Below are 13,966 nucleotides of genomic sequence, written 5' to 3' on the forward strand. Positions count from 1 at the left end.
GCGCCTTTAGGCGAATGGATGCTTAAAGCCAAGCGCCTCGATGCGGGGCAGCGCCCCGCCCCAGCATGGCGTCCGGCCGCGCCAGCGCCACCAGCGGCAGCGCCGCCTGTTCCGCACGCTCGACGGCAAGCCGGGTGGGCGCGGAGATGGTGACGAGCATCGGGCAGTCGGCCAATGCCGCCTTTTCGACCAATTCATAGGAGCATCGCGACGACAGCAGGGCAAATCCCCCGTCCCATTCCATGTCCGCTGCGCGCATCGCGCCGATCAGCTTGTCGAAGGCGTTATGCCGCCCGACATCCTCCCGCACCAGCCGGATCGCGCCCCGTGCATCGACCAGCGCGGCGGCGTGGGCGGCACCCGTCGCGCGCCCGAGCGGTTGATGATCGTGCAGCCTGCTCAGCGCGCGGAAGATGGCGGCACGATCCGCCCGGCTGCGATTGTTCACGCGAGGCAGCGGCCGCATCGCCTGCTCCAGATTTTCGATGCCGCACAGGCCGCAGGACGAATCCGTGGCGCGATGCCGCACACGCTCCAACAGGGCTGCGGCGCGATCAGGCGGCAAGGTGGCGCGCGCCACCACACCGCCCGCCACAGAATGCAAGTCCACGTCCAGAAACGGATTCGTCGGTCCCGTCAGCCGTTCCGACAGCGCGAAACCGTTGACGAGGTCGGCAAGATCCGTGGGCGTCGCCATCAGCACGGCATAGCCGACGCCGTTGAACTCGATCGCGATCGGCCTTTCCTCGGCCACTTGGCGATCGACCGGTTCGACCCCGCCGTCCGGCGTCAGGCGATCCAGTCGCAACAGCGCAAAGGCATCATCGGGCTTGTGCATCTCCCCCGCTATAGGCAGGGACGAGGAACAGGGACAGGGGTCGGACCGAACGGATGCGAATATTGGGCGCGATACTCGCTGGCGGGCGATCCAGCCGCTTTGGCAGCGACAAGGCGGTAGCCCTGATGCCTGATGGCCGCACCTTGATGGCGCATGCCGCCGCCGCTTTGCGACCCCATGTGCAAGCGGTCGTGATCTGCGGTCGCATGGATGGCCTGCCGGATCGTCCCATGCCCGACATGGGGCCGCTGGGCGGCCTCAACGCGGCTCTCCATCACGCATCGAATAATGGTTTCGACGGTGTGCTGACGACCGGCTGCGATATGCCGGTCTATCCTGCACAGATGCCCGATACGCTTGTTGGGGATCGCGCGGCCATATTGGACGGACAACCCATGATCGGTTGGTGGCCCGCCTCGCTGGCGCCTCTACTGGACCAGCATCTGGCCGAGGAGAACAACCGGTCGATCAGGGGTTGGCTGGACCGGGCCGGCGGCCGGTCAATCCACGTGCCGGGCCTGTTCCTGCCCAACATCAACCGGCCGGAAGACCTGAAGAACATGTGAAATGTCCTGCCGGTGCGGCCACATCCGCCTTAATGGGCTGCGGATGTGTCCACATCCATGCGCGGCTTGGGGGCGATCCAGACGATAACGGCGGCCGCAAACAGGATAATCGCCGACAGGAAGAATACATGGTCGACGGCGATGACGACCGCTTCCTGCTCGACCAGATTGGATATGGTCTGCCGCGCCTGGTCGACCGACAGCCCCATGCCCGTCAAAACCGATTGCGTCTGATCGGGCTGCAGCACGTTCGCCATTTCGTTGCGGGACACGCGCTGGGAATCGCCCCATTCGGTCAAGACGAGGGATGTCGCGATAGCCGTCGCCATCGTCCGGACGAAATTCTGGAGCCCCGCCGCCGATGCGGTCTCGCTCGGCAATACCGATCCCAGCGTCAGGGTCGTCAACGGAATGAAGAAGAACGGCAGCGCGAAACCCTGGATGAACTGAGGGATCGCCATCGTCCCGAAATCCACGCCGCTGGTCCAGTGCGCGCGCACCAGAGACATGCAGCCGATCCAGGCGACGGCGCAGGAAATGAGCAGGCGCGGATCGAACTTGGTCATCATGCGGGACGCCACAGGAGCGGTGACAAGCGCCGCCATCGCGGTCAGGGCGGTGACGACGCCCGCCTGCGCGGCGGTATATCCCATCGAAGTCTGCAACCATTGCGGGATGACCACGATGCTGGCGAAATAGGAACCGAAGCAAAGCGATAGGGTGAAGAGGCCGGAACTGAAGCCGACATGGCGGAAAACGCGCAGATCGACGACTGGATGCTCCTCTGTCAATTCCCAGATGACGAACACCAGGAAGCCGACGAAAGACATGACCGCGAGCGCCAAGATCAGCGGATCGGAGAACCAGTCATGATCCCGTCCGATGTCGAGTACGATCTGGAGACAGGCGATCCAGAAAATCAGCAGGAAAAGACCGACCCGGTCGATGGGCAGCTTGGCCGTTTCGGTTTCCACCGGCTTCAGCAGCGCCTGCGCGGAGAGGACGCACAGCACCGCGATCGGCAGGTTGATGAAGAAGATCCAGTGCCAGCTCCAATTGTCGCTGATATACCCCCCGACAATCGGTCCAAGCGCAGGCCCCATCAACGTCGTCATAGCCCATGTGCCCATCGCCCTGCCCCGCATTTCCGGCGGGAAGATGCGCATCAGCAGCGTCTGTGACATCGGCATGATCGGCCCGCCGCAGATGCCCTGACCGATGCGGCAGACGACCAGCATGCCAAGAGTGGGCGACAGTCCGCACAGCAGCGAAAAGATGCCGAAACCCGTCATCGCCAGGGTGAAGACCCGCACGACGCCGAACCGTTGCGCCAGCCAGCCGGTAAGTGGCACGCAGATCGCCTCCGCCACGGCGTAGGAGGTGATCACCCATGTACCTTGGTCAGGCGAGATGCCGAGATTTCCGGCGATATGCGGGACCGACACGTTGGCAATCGTCAGGTCTAGCACCACCATCAGGTTGCTGAGCGCCAGGACCAACCCCGCCAGGGTGCGAGAGCGCGGCGAAAGCCGGGAAAAAATGTCGTCGTCGCCGCTCATGCTGAGGCGTCCTTATTCGGAAAGGTCCAGTTCGACTTCCATCGAAAGACCGACACGCAACGGATGGGCAGCCAGCTCCTTGGGATCCAGCGCGATCCGCAGCGGCAGGCGCTGAACCACCTTGATCCAGTTGCCGGTCGCGTTCTGCGCAGGGATCAGCGCCATGGATGCACCGGTTCCGCCAGCGAAACCCACCACCTTGCCATGATAGACGACATCGCCGCCATAGAGGTCCGACGTGGCCGTCGCTGGCATGCCGATCCGGACGCCACGCAGCTGGAGTTCCTTGAAGTTGGCGTCCACATAAACCTGCTGAACCGGCACGATGGTCATGATGGCACTGCCCTGCGCCACCCGCTGACCGATCTGGACCTGCCGCCTCGTCACCACGCCGTCGATCGGCGCCCGAATGACGGTGCGCTTCAGATCGAGTTGCGCCGATTCCAGCCTTGCCTTGGCGGCCATGACTGCCGGATCGGTGTCGATCGTCGATCCGCGGACCAGGGCGTCGTTGGCCTGCAACTGGCCAGTCGCGGCGCTGCGGGTCGCTTCTGCGGTGCGGACGCTTGCATTCGCCAGTTCCAGCGCGGCGCGTGCGTTGGCATAGGCCCTGCGCGCAGCCGTAAGCTCGTCGCCGGAGACGGCACCGTCATTCACCAGCGCCTCACGCCGTTGAAGGTCGACGCGCGCCTTTTCCACGTCCGCCCGGGCGCTCGCCTGCTGGGCTTGCGCCTGTACGATATCCGCTCCTCGCGCCTCGACCTGAGCGGACAGCGACTCGCTGGTCGCCGCGGTCTGGCGAAAACGACGCCGCGCTTCGGCCAGGTCAGCCTCAGCCTGGGCGACCGCGATCTGTGCATTGGTGGGATCCAGCCGCACGAGCAGATCGCCCTTCCGCACGGGCTGGGTATCCGATACGCGCACGTCAATGACCTGTGCGGAAATGAGCGGCGTGACCTGCGCCATGTCCGCATTCACATAGGCATTGTCGGTGCTGACATGATTGCGCCCGACAAGCAGATACCACAGGCCCCAGATCAGGCCGACGACCAGGATAGCGATCCCAAGCCGGATCAGCCACATCCTGCGCGCGCCGTTGCGGTCTTCCTGCGTCGCATCCCGTGCGGCATCGTTGGTGTCAAGAGCGGCGTCAGCCATGCGGTTGATCCTTGGAGAGGGTGTCGCTGACGGCGAAACCGCCGCCCAGCGCGCGGATGAGAGCGACATCGGTGGAAAAGGCACTCGCCTCCAGCCCCGCAAGCGACTGACGAGCGGCCAGCAACTGATCTTCGACAGTCAGCACGTCGAGAAAGGTGGAAAGGCCGCCCTTATAGCGTTTCTGCGCGACCTGATAAGCGTCTTCCGACGCCGCGACCGCGGCCCGCGCATCGGCGAGCCGTTGATCCAGCGTGCGACGTGTGGTCACGGCGTCAGCGACCTCCTGATATGCGTCGAGCACCGTCCTGTCATAACTGGCAACCGCTTCGTCATAGGTCGCTCGCGCACCGCGATACTGGCCCTGCAGTGCCCCGCCGTGGAAGATGGGCAGGCTGATAGCGGGCCCTACTGTCCCGAAAATCGCGTCCTTCTCGAACAGATTGCTGAGGAATGACTGGGATGATCCAGTCGCGCTGCCGGAATTGAAGACCGTGTTATAGCCCAACGACTGCACACCGACGAGGGCGCTGAGGCGGATGGCCGGGAAGAAATCGGCGCGCGCGACCTTGATGCGTTTGGCGGCCGCCTCCGTGCGTGCCAGGGCCGCGGCAATGTCCGGTCGGCGGGCGACCAGATTGGTGGTGACGTCTGCCGGAAGCCCAAGCGGCGCCAATTGTCCGATATGCGGGCGGGCGATCGAAAGCCCGCGGTCCGGCCCGGCGCCGACCAGCGCGGCAAGCTGATGCTGCCGCAGTTCTATCGCCATGCGCGCTCCGGCCAGTTGGGCGCGAGCCGACGCGACGGTCGCGTCCGCCTGCCGCACGCTACCCCGGGTTTCAAGGCCGTTCTGCCGCCGGTCGGCGACCAGCTTCTGACTGGCGAAACGTATGTCCAGGGTGCGCTGCGCGATCTCCGCCTCTTCATACAGGCGCGCAAGGTCCGCATAGGCGCTGGCGATGCCGGTCGTCAGCGCCAGTCGCGCCTGCTGCATGTCGATCTCCGCCGCGCGCGCCTCAGACGTCGCGGCCGCCAGAGCCGCGCGGTTGCGGCCCCACAGGTCGAGGTCGAAACCAAGGTCCAGCGCTACACGCCCCGTACCAAGCCACCCTTGGGGAACGAATTCCTTGGGCAGACCCATATTATAGCTTTGCTTGGTGGCGGCGGCGCTGGCGTCCAGGTCGGCCGAGGGAAGAAGCGCCGCGCCCGCCTGCTGCGCCATGCCCGCCGCACGGCGGAACCGCGCACTGGCGGCTGCAACGTCCGGCGAGGCGCGCAAGCCTTCCTCGATCAACTGATCCAGTTGCGGATCGCCATAGGCCCGCCACCAACCATCGCCAGGCCATGCCGCCGGTTGCGCGGCGAAGCTGCGGGTCGCATCGATGCTGTCCGGCGACCGAACGACAGGCTCTGGGCCGAGCTTCGGCACGGCCGCACAGGCAGCAAGGATAAGGATGGAAGAGATCATGCCCCCTGTCCGGGCAGCTAGGGCAACGCGACTCAGCGACATATCTAATCGTACCACCTAGTATGAAAAGCGGCATTGCCGCCTGCGCAAAAGCTTGTCAACAAATTTAGCGTACTGTATGGTACGTTTTTATGACCGACGCCAACTGCCCTCTCAGCCGACGCGAGGCCCGCCGTCAGCACCGGCGCGACGCCATGCTGGCGGTTGCGCAGGATTATTTCCTGGCACATGGCTATGCCGGCACGAGCATGTCGGAAATCGCTGCAACGCTGGGCGGATCCAAGGGAACGCTTTGGAGCTATTTCCCTTCCAAGGAAGCGTTGTTCACCGCTGTCCTGGAAAAGGCGATGAAAGCCTATGAGGCGCGCCTGTCCGAAATCCTGCACCCAGGCGGAAATATTCGCGACACGCTGCTGCGCGCCTGCATCAGCTTGACGGGCAAGATCAATTCGGCAGAAGCGATAGCGTTGCAACGGCTCATCATCGCGGAAGGCCGTCGCTTCCCCGAGTTGTCGCGCATCTTTTTCGAACTCGCGCCCAACAGCACCCAGAAGCTTCTGGCGAGCTTTCTGCAGGGCGCGATGGAGAGCGGGCAATTAAGGCAGGCCAACCCGATGGACGCAGCGGGTGTCCTGATCGCCCTGATTCGTTCGGGTCTGCATCACCAATTATTGTTTGGACGGATAGACACGCTGGATCCCAGTCAGGTGGCAAGGGAAGCGGAGTTGATCGTCGATATCATATTGCGCGCCTACGCGCCCGAAGCCACACCAGCCTCTCCCCCAGGACACAGTGCATAGCCACGTCCTTTGACGGTGTGCAGCAAGGGAACCGGGAAACCGCGGTCGATCTTGGCGCGCAACCGCGACATATGCACTTCCACGCTGTTGGTGCCGGGGTCGAAATCCAGCCGCCAGACGGCGCGCAACAATTCCCGACGGCCGACCGCGCGGTTGGGATGCCGTGCGAGGTGCAGGAGCAAAGCATATTCGCGGCTCAGAAGGGGAATGACCTGCCCTGCCCGCTCCACCCGCCTGTCGACCAAAGCGATGCTGAGATCGCCCAGCCGCAAGATCGGCTGGTCCACATCCGCAAGCCGGATTATCCGGGCGACGGTTTCCGCTTCGTGCATCCAGGGCCCGACCACTTCATGCACGCCTTGCTCAAGGGCGCGGGCGCGCGCCGGCGGGTCGTCAACATCCTGCCACAGGACGGTCGCCCCACCGACAAGTACCCGGGGCAGTTCGCTCGGCCCGGACCGCATGGCAAGTTCCACGCCACGCGCGTTCAAGGCGCGTGCCACGGGGGCGAAGCTGCCCCCCAATCCGTGACATTCGACCCGTCTTCCCACGCCCCCGCCCACAGGATTGCCCCGGCTATCGGACCGTTAGCCAAGCCTAAAAACAAGCCACATCGCCTCCACAATGGACCTTTCTGAGGATTATTTCGCTTTCGGTGCGGATCAGGCGACTGGCGTGGCGGGCGCCGCGCTCAAGATGCGCGATCCGACCCTCCGTGGTTTGCAGGCCAGTCCCGATGGCCCGCCAGGCTGTCAGGCGCATGGCATCCTGCGGATGCGCCGCCGCGAATTCGTGGGCGAGGTCCAAGGCGTTGTCCATTCCGCATCCAACCCCCAGTTCGAGCAGCATCTGGGCGCTGGCAACCGTCATTCCTTGCGCAATCAAGCCTCTTTCGGTGTCGAACCGATACTGCCGACGCCATCCCTGGTCCGGCGCGCTCGCCAAGATGTTCAGCGACACGGACAGGGAATTTGGCGGGCGCTGCGCATGGATGTCGCGATTGGCGCGATACAGCAGGATCTTTCCTTCCGAGAGCGCGCTGCGTTCGATGAAGCGGAGCGCCACGGCCTCGCCATCCGCGCCGCCGATGCTGGCCACATCATAGTCGTAATAATCGGAGACATAGCCCGGCCCGATGTGACCTACGGTGAGGAAGTCGAAACCATGATCGTGCGGAACATGATAAAGAAAAGCAGACGCCCCCTGCATCCGAACCACATGATCCCGTTCCGCGGGCCAGAAGGCGGCGCGCAACACATATTTGTTCGTTGGCGGGCTAAGCAGGATCACCTGGGCCGAATAGGGATTGACCCGCCTTTGCCCGGCGCAGCGCGTCTTGAGTTCTGCGAGAGCGAAATCGGCGAGGAAATGCCGGTTGCGGGACAGGGCGTCCAGCATGGGAGCCGCTGTCGCGAGCCCCTCCTCACTGCCGGGATCGAAAGCGCTGCTTTCACACCAGTCGACCAAGGCATCAAGGTCGACGATGGTGTCGTCCTCTACCGGCGTGATCAGGCGGGGCACAAGCCAGCCTCAACCTGCTTGAGCGTCCTGCAGGCCAATGCGCGCACTTCAAGGTCCGGCTCTGTTGCGGCCATCGCTATCAAGGCCTTGAGGGCGGTTCGGGTATCGAGCGCAAGATATTCCCGCATCACCGCCCAGCGCTGACGGCCCAAGGGCGCATCCAGCGCCCGTTCGAAATGGCGAGCCGCATCCCGTCGCCCCTGAAGGCGCAGCAGGGACAGCATCATGAGCACGCGCGCGTGGCTTTCATCGGCTTGAGCTTCACCGATCTTATCGCCGCTGGCGCGATCGTGAAGGCACGCATGGACAGGCCCGGCCGGCCCGATCTGCGCGCGCAGCAGGATGCGGCGTCCGCACGAAGGGGACAGGGAAAGACTGGTGCGGGTCTCGTCCAGTTCGATCAGCGCTCCTTCCGGCCAACTGTGTTGCCCCTCGTCCAAGGCGCGCCCGGCCGCCAGCCGGTACAGGCGGCCGTCGACCGACCCCCGCAGCGACCGCGTGATCGTGTAACGGCCGGAAAAATGAATATGGGCAGGGGGATTAACGAAAGGATCGAGGATGGTCGCCGTGATCCACACGCGCTCCGTACGGATAATCACCAAATGCCGGACATCCCCGCTACGGCTTGCCCGCAGGGGCGGAAGATGAAGCGGGTCGGCGGCCATCAAGGGCAGTTGTCCGGCGATCATCGCATGAAGCCAGCCGACATCCGAAAGGAAGGGACGGACCGCGTCCACCGCACCTTGCAGGGATGCCTCCTGCGCGGCCGCGACGGCCAGCCCCAGCGCGGGCGGAATCACGGATAGGCGATGATGGCGATGACCACATCCATCAGGCTGATTTCCAGCGCATCATCCCCTGCCATCGAAACCGCAGGCGCCGTGGCATCCAGATCGGCAATGTCGTCGATGTTCAACTGTGTGACCTGTTCCATCATCTGCTTGCCCTCACGTCGGTGGAGGACGCAGCCTATGGCGGCCCGCCATGCCGGGCCAATTAAATGAAATTAATCGGACAGACCGGGATTAACCATTTATTTGCAGGACAACCCTACCTTCCTTGGCAGGAAGGTGCGCCATCATGCAGTTCTTGAAGCGGGTACTGAGCCGCGACCCGAACGCCGGTTCCAGAACGAGCGAACTCCCGCAACGACGATTGCGCGTGCTCCTGGTGGACGAGAACAAGACGGCGCGGACGGTGATCGCCCGGCGCCTGTCCCATCGCAACTATGACGTCGCGCTTGCGGACAGCGGCTTTGCTGCGCTCTCCATGCTTGTCACCCGGCCGGTGGACATCGTGCTGATCGACATGGATATCGCCATTCTTTCGGCCATTGCCACGATGCAGAAAATCCGCGCCGCCAATGTCGTGGGCACCGCCTGCTTCGTGACGATCGCCGGCCAGCATGACAGCCAGTCAACGGTCGATGCGCTGGATGCCGGCGCGGACGACCATATCGTCAAGCCGTTCGACTTCGACGTTCTCGATGCGCGCTTGCGGCACCTGTGCCAGCGTGCCGAGCAGATCGGCGCCCTCTCCCGCTATAATGCCGAACTCGATGCGCGCATCGCTCGCCGCGCCGTGGAACTTGGCGAGACCCGCGAGGAACTGCGCGAGATGCAGGCGGATCGCGCTCGGCTGGTATCGTCCATTCAGGCACTGCACGACAAGATCGAACGGCTCCAATCAGCCAAGGCTTAGCCAGAGGGAAAGGCCCTTCGCCGGCAGATCGGGCGGCGCGTCGGTCGCGGTGCGGGTCGCGTCCGCCCGCGCCCGATCGAGGATGGCGGCGGGGACGTCGGCCGCGTGATAAATATGGTCCGCCTCTCCTAGCAGCCGCGCCCACCGCAGCGTCAAATCATCCGGGTCGGTCGACAAAAGGCGGATTTGCACCAGCCCGATTTCACGATCGGCGCCTCCTTCCAGCCAGGCGGACACCGCGTCAGCGGCATCTGCCTTCATCGGATCGATGATCCCGCCCGGCCTAAGCCCCGCGTCGATGGCGCGTCGACGATCGTTCGCATCCGGCCAACGGGCGCGGATCGCTGCCCGGCCGGCGGACAGGACCCGCGCGAGCGCCCCCAGGCCGGGGGGCAGGATCGATTCCAGCCGCTGCCGCAAAGCCTTGGCAAGCCCCGCCGATGCGCCGCCGGTGCCGATGGCAATCAGCACGGGATCGCGATCGACGATGGCCGGAAGGGTGAAGTCGCACAGCGCGGGATTATCGGTCGCGTTGACCAGCACGCCGCGAGCCCGCAACCGTGCGGCGGTTGCCTCATCGCCGTCCGACACGATGGCGATGCGGGCTTCGGGATCGTCCTCGCATACGATCCGCGCGCCCGCCCGCACCAGCAGGCGACGCTTGGCGTCGGCCGCATCGCCCATCCCCGTCAGGATGACCGCCCGTCCCTCCAGACGGAGAAAGACGGGCAGGCTGTGCATCAGGCGGCAAGCCAGTGGGGAATGATATCGCCGTCGATCAGTGCCTGGATCGGCGGTCTTTCCCGCACCACCGCCCATTTGTCGCCCGATACCAGCACTTCGGGCGTCAGCGGACGGCTGTTGTACGTGCCCGCCATCGTCGCGCCATAGGCGCCGGCAGTCATGAAGGCAACGAGATCGCCCGCCTCGACCACGTCCATGTCCCGGTGCATGGCGAAGGTGTCGCCGGTTTCGCACACCGGCCCGACGACATTGGCGACAGCGCGGTTGCCCGCCGGCTTCACCGCGCGGATGTCATGCCATGCATCGTACAGGCTGGGCCGCAGCAGGTCGTTCATCGCCGCGTCCACGATGACGAAGGGGGCCTGCGCACCCTGCTTCACCCGGACCACGCGCGACAGCAAGGCTCCGGCGTTGCCCACGATCACCCGGCCAGGCTCGAACAGCAGGCGGACATTCCAGTCCTTCGTGACGCGCGTGACCATCGCGCCATAATCGGCAGGGCTGGGCGGAGCAGGTTGCGACGGATCATAGGGAACCCCAAGCCCCCCGCCTAGGTCAGCGGTACGGATGGCGTGGCCATCCGCTCGCAGCGCCTCCACCAGCGCGCCGACCTTGACGAAAGCTGCTTCCAGCGGGGCGAGATCGGTCAGCTGGCTGCCGATATGCACCGCGACACCCTGCACGTCGAGGCCGGGCAGCGCCCTTGCGGCGGCGTAGCTTTGCAGCGCGCGATCATAGGGGATGCCGAACTTGTTTTCCGATTTGCCGGTCGAAATCTTGGCATGGGTGCCCGCATCCACATCGGGATTGATGCGATAGGCGACCGGCGCCTTTTTCCCCATGGACAGGGCGACATCGGACAGCATCTCCGCTTCCGGCTCGCTCTCCAGATTAAACTGGTAGATGCCTTGCTCCAGGCCGATGCGCATTTCCTCCGCCGTCTTGCCGACGCCGGAAAACACGATGCGGTCAGCCGGTATTCCCGCAGCGATCGCCCGCAACAATTCGCCGCCAGACACGACATCCGCCCCCAAACCCAGCTTGGCCAGGGTGGCGAGCACGGCAGCGTTCGGGTTCGATTTGACCGCAAAGGCGATCAGCGGGTCGACAAGTTGCGCAAGGCCATCGCGGAACACGCCGACATGGCGTTCCAGCGTGGCGGTGGAATAGACATAGACGGGCGTGCCGACCGCCTGCGCGATCGTCTCCATCGGCACCTGCTCTACCTGCATGGCGCCGTCGACATAGGTAAAATGGTCCAAGGCGGATTCCTGTGCGTTACTTGGGCTGCGCGTTGGGCGGGAGGTCGAATTCATCGTTCCCGCGTTTTCGCGATTGGGTCAGCAGCTCGACATTCCGGCCCGGCCGCGCCTGGATCGACGGCTGCATCAGGTCCGCGGCAGTGGGAGCCGTCGTCGCGCCGATCGGAATGGCAGGCAGCTTCTGTCCGGCAACCGGCTTCAGCGCCTCCCGCCCGCCACAGCCGCTCAGGGCGAGCGCGGTCAGGGCCAGGCCACCCAGGGTTGCTACGCCTCTCATCCCAGTTCCTCCTTCGCCTGCGCGATCCGGGCGCGTACCTGCTCGGGCGCGGTGCCGCCATGGCTCTTGCGGCTGGCGACGGACGCGTCGACCGTCAGGACGGCATAGACCCGATCGTCGATCCGCGCGTCAATGGCCGTCAACGTCTCCAGCGGCAACCGGTCGAGCGGAACGCCGGCCGCCTCGGCCGCCGCAACGGCGCGGCCGGTGATGTGGTGCGCCTCGCGGAAGGGAATGCCGCCTTCCCGCACCAGCCAGTCGGCAAGGTCCGTGGCGGTGGCAAAGCCGCTTTCGGCGAGACCGCGCATCCGGTCGGTGCGGAACGTCACCGTTTCAACCATGCCGGTCATCGCAGCGATCGACAGGCCGAGCAGGTCATGTGCCTCGAACACCGGCGGCTTGTCGTCCTGCATGTCCTTGGAATAGGCGAGCGGCAGGCCCTTCATCGTGACGCAAAGCGCGTTCATGCATCCCATGATCCGCCCGGCATGGCCGCGCACCAACTCGGCGGCGTCGGGATTGCGCTTCTGCGGCATGATCGAGCTGCCGGTCGAATAGGCGTCGGGCAGCTTGACGAAACCGAAGGGCTGGCTCGCCCAGATGATGAATTCCTCGGCCAGCCGGGACAGGTGCAGCGAAGCCTGCGTCGCCGACATCAGATAATCGAGCGCGAAGTCGCGGTCGCTCACGCTGTCGAGGCTATTGTCGGTGGGCTTGGCGAAGCCCAGCGCTGCCGCTGTCATATGCCGGTCGGTCGCAAATCCGGTGCCCGCAAGCGCCGCCGCGCCAAGCGGGCATTCATTGAGACGGGCGCGGGCATCGGCGAAGCGGCTGCGGTCGCGACGGATCATCTCATAATAGGCCATCAGGTGATGGCCGAGCGTTACCGGCTGTGCTGATTGCAGATGGGTGAAGCCCGGCATCACGGCATCGGCATGCTTCTCCGCCCGCATCACCAGCGCGCGCTGGAGGCCGAGAAGTCCTGCCTCCACCTCGTCGATGGCGTCGCGCACCCACAGGCGGAAGTCGGTCGCAACCTGATCGTTCCGGCTGCGCGCTGTGTGCAGGCGACCGGCCGCCGGACCGATCAATTCGGCCAGGCGCGATTCGGTGACCATATGGATATCTTCCAGGTCCAGGTTCACAGGCACGCCATGCGCCTCATACTCCCCGGCGATCTGCTCCAGCCCCGTGCCGATCGCATCGGCGTCGGCCTGGCTGACGATACCCTGCTTGGCCAGCATTGCGACATGGGCGAGGGAACCGGCGATGTCCTGCTTCCACAATCGCTTGTCGAACGGGATGGAGGCATTTATCTCGCGCATGATCGATGCCGGGCCGGCCGCGAACCGGCCGCCCCACATGCTGTTGGAGCCTGCTTCCATGCTATCGTCTTCCCGCGCGCTAATGATATTGCTCCTGCCTGCCGTTCTGGCGGCTTGCGATAGGCAATCGCAGCCCAAGGAGCAAGCCAATGCGAGCGCCAGCGGCGAGGTGGCAGCAACGCCGGGCGAGGCTGCAAGCGGGGCCAAAACGCCGGAAGCGTTCAGCTACAAGCTCGACAGAAGCAAGGCCGGGACACCGGCACCTGCTTTCGCCTTCCTCGACCCCGATGGTGGCGAGAAGACGCTGGCCGATTTCGCCGGCCGGCCCGTGCTCGTCAACCTCTGGGCAACATGGTGCACGCCCTGCGTCGCTGAAATGCCGACGCTCGACCGGGTCGCGGCGGCGCATGGCGCGAAAGGACTGGCCGTTCTCACCATCTCGCAGGACACGCAGGGTCTGAATGCTGCAAAAACCTTCTTCGCGAAGCAGAAGCTGCCGCATCTCAAGGCCTATGCCGATCCCGAGAATCAGTTCGGCTTCGCCTATGCAACAGGATCGCTGCCTACCAGCGTCCTGTACGACGCCCAAGGCAAGGAAATGGTTCGCGTGATCGGGGCGATGGACTGGGAAGGCAAAGAGGCCAACGCCCTGATAGAAGCGGCGCTGCAATCCTGACCCTTCGCAGACGCACAACTTGCAAAATATCTGACTTGCTGCGAAAACCGGGTGCTTGCCGCCGCGCAAGCTTG

The 13,966-nt window shown here is 64.7% G+C and carries 15 protein-coding genes; 4 read left to right on the forward strand and 11 right to left on the reverse strand.

Annotated elements, in window-relative coordinates:
- Positions 1-22 precede the first annotated feature (22 nt).
- Positions 23-838 (reverse strand): formate dehydrogenase accessory sulfurtransferase FdhD, encoded by an 816-nt coding sequence (gene fdhD, locus AX724_RS22295; RefSeq protein WP_066771491.1) that lies wholly within the window; start codon positions 836-838, stop codon positions 23-25.
- Between the two features lie 53 nt (positions 839-891).
- On the opposite strand from fdhD, the gene mobA reads away from it, so the two are divergent.
- The gene (gene mobA, locus AX724_RS22300; protein WP_066771494.1) at positions 892-1,404 is read left to right on the forward strand and encodes a molybdenum cofactor guanylyltransferase; all 513 of its coding nucleotides are present in this window, start codon (positions 892-894) and stop codon (positions 1,402-1,404) included.
- 29 nt (positions 1,405-1,433) lie between these two features.
- Here mobA and AX724_RS22305 read toward each other — a convergent pair whose 3' ends face one another.
- The 3 genes from AX724_RS22305 to AX724_RS22315 are packed head-to-tail and all read right to left on the reverse strand — an operon-like array spanning position 1,434 to position 5,628.
- A complete protein-coding gene (locus AX724_RS22305; RefSeq protein ID WP_066771498.1) occupies positions 1,434-2,963 on the reverse strand; it encodes a DHA2 family efflux MFS transporter permease subunit in 1,530 nt (509 codons plus the stop codon).
- A 12-nt stretch (positions 2,964-2,975) separates the two neighbouring features.
- Complete coding sequence (locus AX724_RS22310) at positions 2,976-4,121, reverse strand: EmrA/EmrK family multidrug efflux transporter periplasmic adaptor subunit (RefSeq protein WP_066771500.1); 1,146 nt, start codon at positions 4,119-4,121, stop codon at positions 2,976-2,978.
- Positions 4,114-5,628: an efflux transporter outer membrane subunit gene (locus AX724_RS22315; protein WP_066771503.1), complete on the reverse strand. Its 1,515-nt coding sequence runs from the start codon at positions 5,626-5,628 to the stop codon at positions 4,114-4,116. The genes AX724_RS22310 and AX724_RS22315 overlap by 8 nt, the downstream gene beginning before the upstream one ends.
- 89 nt (positions 5,629-5,717) lie before the next feature.
- Between AX724_RS22315 and AX724_RS22320 the strand changes: the two genes are divergently transcribed.
- Positions 5,718-6,386: a TetR/AcrR family transcriptional regulator gene (locus AX724_RS22320; RefSeq protein ID WP_066771507.1), complete on the forward strand. Its 669-nt coding sequence runs from the start codon at positions 5,718-5,720 to the stop codon at positions 6,384-6,386.
- On the opposite strand, the gene AX724_RS22325 is transcribed toward AX724_RS22320, so the two are convergent.
- The 3 genes from AX724_RS22325 to AX724_RS22335 all read right to left on the reverse strand — a co-directional run bounded on the left by AX724_RS22325 (position 6,338) and on the right by AX724_RS22335 (position 8,707).
- Entirely contained in the window at positions 6,338-6,889 is a 552-nt protein-coding gene (locus AX724_RS22325) for a winged helix-turn-helix domain-containing protein (protein WP_231736799.1), read from the reverse strand. The genes AX724_RS22320 and AX724_RS22325 overlap by 49 nt on opposite strands.
- Before the next feature lie 94 nt (positions 6,890-6,983).
- Positions 6,984-7,907 (reverse strand): transposase, encoded by a 924-nt coding sequence (locus AX724_RS22330; RefSeq protein WP_066771517.1) that lies wholly within the window; start codon positions 7,905-7,907, stop codon positions 6,984-6,986.
- On the reverse strand, positions 7,895-8,707 hold the full coding sequence (locus tag AX724_RS22335) for a hypothetical protein (protein ID WP_231736800.1): 813 nt from the start codon (positions 8,705-8,707) through the stop codon (positions 7,895-7,897). Before AX724_RS22335 ends, AX724_RS22330 begins: the two co-directional genes overlap by 13 nt.
- A 280-nt stretch (positions 8,708-8,987) precedes the next feature.
- On the opposite strand from AX724_RS22335, the gene AX724_RS22340 reads away from it, so the two are divergent.
- Positions 8,988-9,608 (forward strand): response regulator, encoded by a 621-nt coding sequence (locus tag AX724_RS22340; RefSeq protein WP_066771519.1) that lies wholly within the window; start codon positions 8,988-8,990, stop codon positions 9,606-9,608.
- Here the strand turns inward: AX724_RS22340 and AX724_RS22345 are convergent.
- The 4 genes from AX724_RS22345 to argH are packed head-to-tail and all read right to left on the reverse strand — an operon-like array spanning position 9,594 to position 13,255.
- On the reverse strand, positions 9,594-10,349 hold the full coding sequence (locus AX724_RS22345; RefSeq protein WP_066771521.1) for a precorrin-2 dehydrogenase/sirohydrochlorin ferrochelatase family protein: 756 nt from the start codon (positions 10,347-10,349) through the stop codon (positions 9,594-9,596). The genes AX724_RS22340 and AX724_RS22345 overlap by 15 nt on opposite strands.
- Positions 10,349-11,614, reverse strand: coding sequence for a diaminopimelate decarboxylase (lysA, locus tag AX724_RS22350; RefSeq protein ID WP_066771523.1), 1,266 nt, complete (start codon positions 11,612-11,614; stop codon positions 10,349-10,351). Before lysA ends, AX724_RS22345 begins: the two co-directional genes overlap by 1 nt.
- 16 nt (positions 11,615-11,630) lie before the next feature.
- Positions 11,631-11,891, reverse strand: coding sequence for a hypothetical protein (locus tag AX724_RS22355; RefSeq protein WP_066771526.1), 261 nt, complete (start codon positions 11,889-11,891; stop codon positions 11,631-11,633).
- Positions 11,888-13,255 carry an argininosuccinate lyase gene (argH, locus tag AX724_RS22360; protein WP_066771615.1) on the reverse strand — a complete coding sequence of 456 codons (1,368 nt, stop codon included), beginning with the start codon at positions 13,253-13,255 and terminating at the stop codon, positions 11,888-11,890. Before argH ends, AX724_RS22355 begins: the two co-directional genes overlap by 4 nt.
- A 43-nt stretch (positions 13,256-13,298) precedes the next feature.
- Here argH and AX724_RS22365 point away from each other — a divergent pair, with 43 nt between their 5' ends.
- The gene (locus tag AX724_RS22365; protein WP_066771529.1) at positions 13,299-13,892 is read left to right on the forward strand and encodes a TlpA family protein disulfide reductase; all 594 of its coding nucleotides are present in this window, start codon (positions 13,299-13,301) and stop codon (positions 13,890-13,892) included.
- Positions 13,893-13,966: the final 74 nt, after the last annotated feature.

It is taken from the genome of Sphingobium sp. CCH11-B1 (assembly GCF_001556865.1).
Taxonomy (GTDB): domain Bacteria; phylum Pseudomonadota; class Alphaproteobacteria; order Sphingomonadales; family Sphingomonadaceae; genus Sphingobium.

Coding starts and splice junctions, on each gene's coding strand:
- fdhD (WP_066771491.1), bottom strand. CDS start 838: ATGCACAAGCCCGATGATGCCTTTGCGCTGTTGCGACTGGATCGCCTG.
- AX724_RS22315 (WP_066771503.1), bottom strand. CDS start 5,628: ATGTCGCTGAGTCGCGTTGCCCTAGCTGCCCGGACAGGGGGCATGATC.
- AX724_RS22310 (WP_066771500.1), bottom strand. CDS start 4,121: ATGGCTGACGCCGCTCTTGACACCAACGATGCCGCACGGGATGCGACG.
- AX724_RS22340 (WP_066771519.1), top strand. CDS start 8,988: ATGCAGTTCTTGAAGCGGGTACTGAGCCGCGACCCGAACGCCGGTTCC.
- AX724_RS22365 (WP_066771529.1), top strand. CDS start 13,299: ATGATATTGCTCCTGCCTGCCGTTCTGGCGGCTTGCGATAGGCAATCG.
- mobA (WP_066771494.1), top strand. CDS start 892: ATGCGAATATTGGGCGCGATACTCGCTGGCGGGCGATCCAGCCGCTTT.
- AX724_RS22355 (WP_066771526.1), bottom strand. CDS start 11,891: ATGAGAGGCGTAGCAACCCTGGGTGGCCTGGCCCTGACCGCGCTCGCC.
- argH (WP_066771615.1), bottom strand. CDS start 13,255: ATGTGGGGCGGCCGGTTCGCGGCCGGCCCGGCATCGATCATGCGCGAG.
- AX724_RS22305 (WP_066771498.1), bottom strand. CDS start 2,963: ATGAGCGGCGACGACGACATTTTTTCCCGGCTTTCGCCGCGCTCTCGC.
- AX724_RS22345 (WP_066771521.1), bottom strand. CDS start 10,349: ATGCACAGCCTGCCCGTCTTTCTCCGTCTGGAGGGACGGGCGGTCATC.
- AX724_RS22320 (WP_066771507.1), top strand. CDS start 5,718: ATGACCGACGCCAACTGCCCTCTCAGCCGACGCGAGGCCCGCCGTCAG.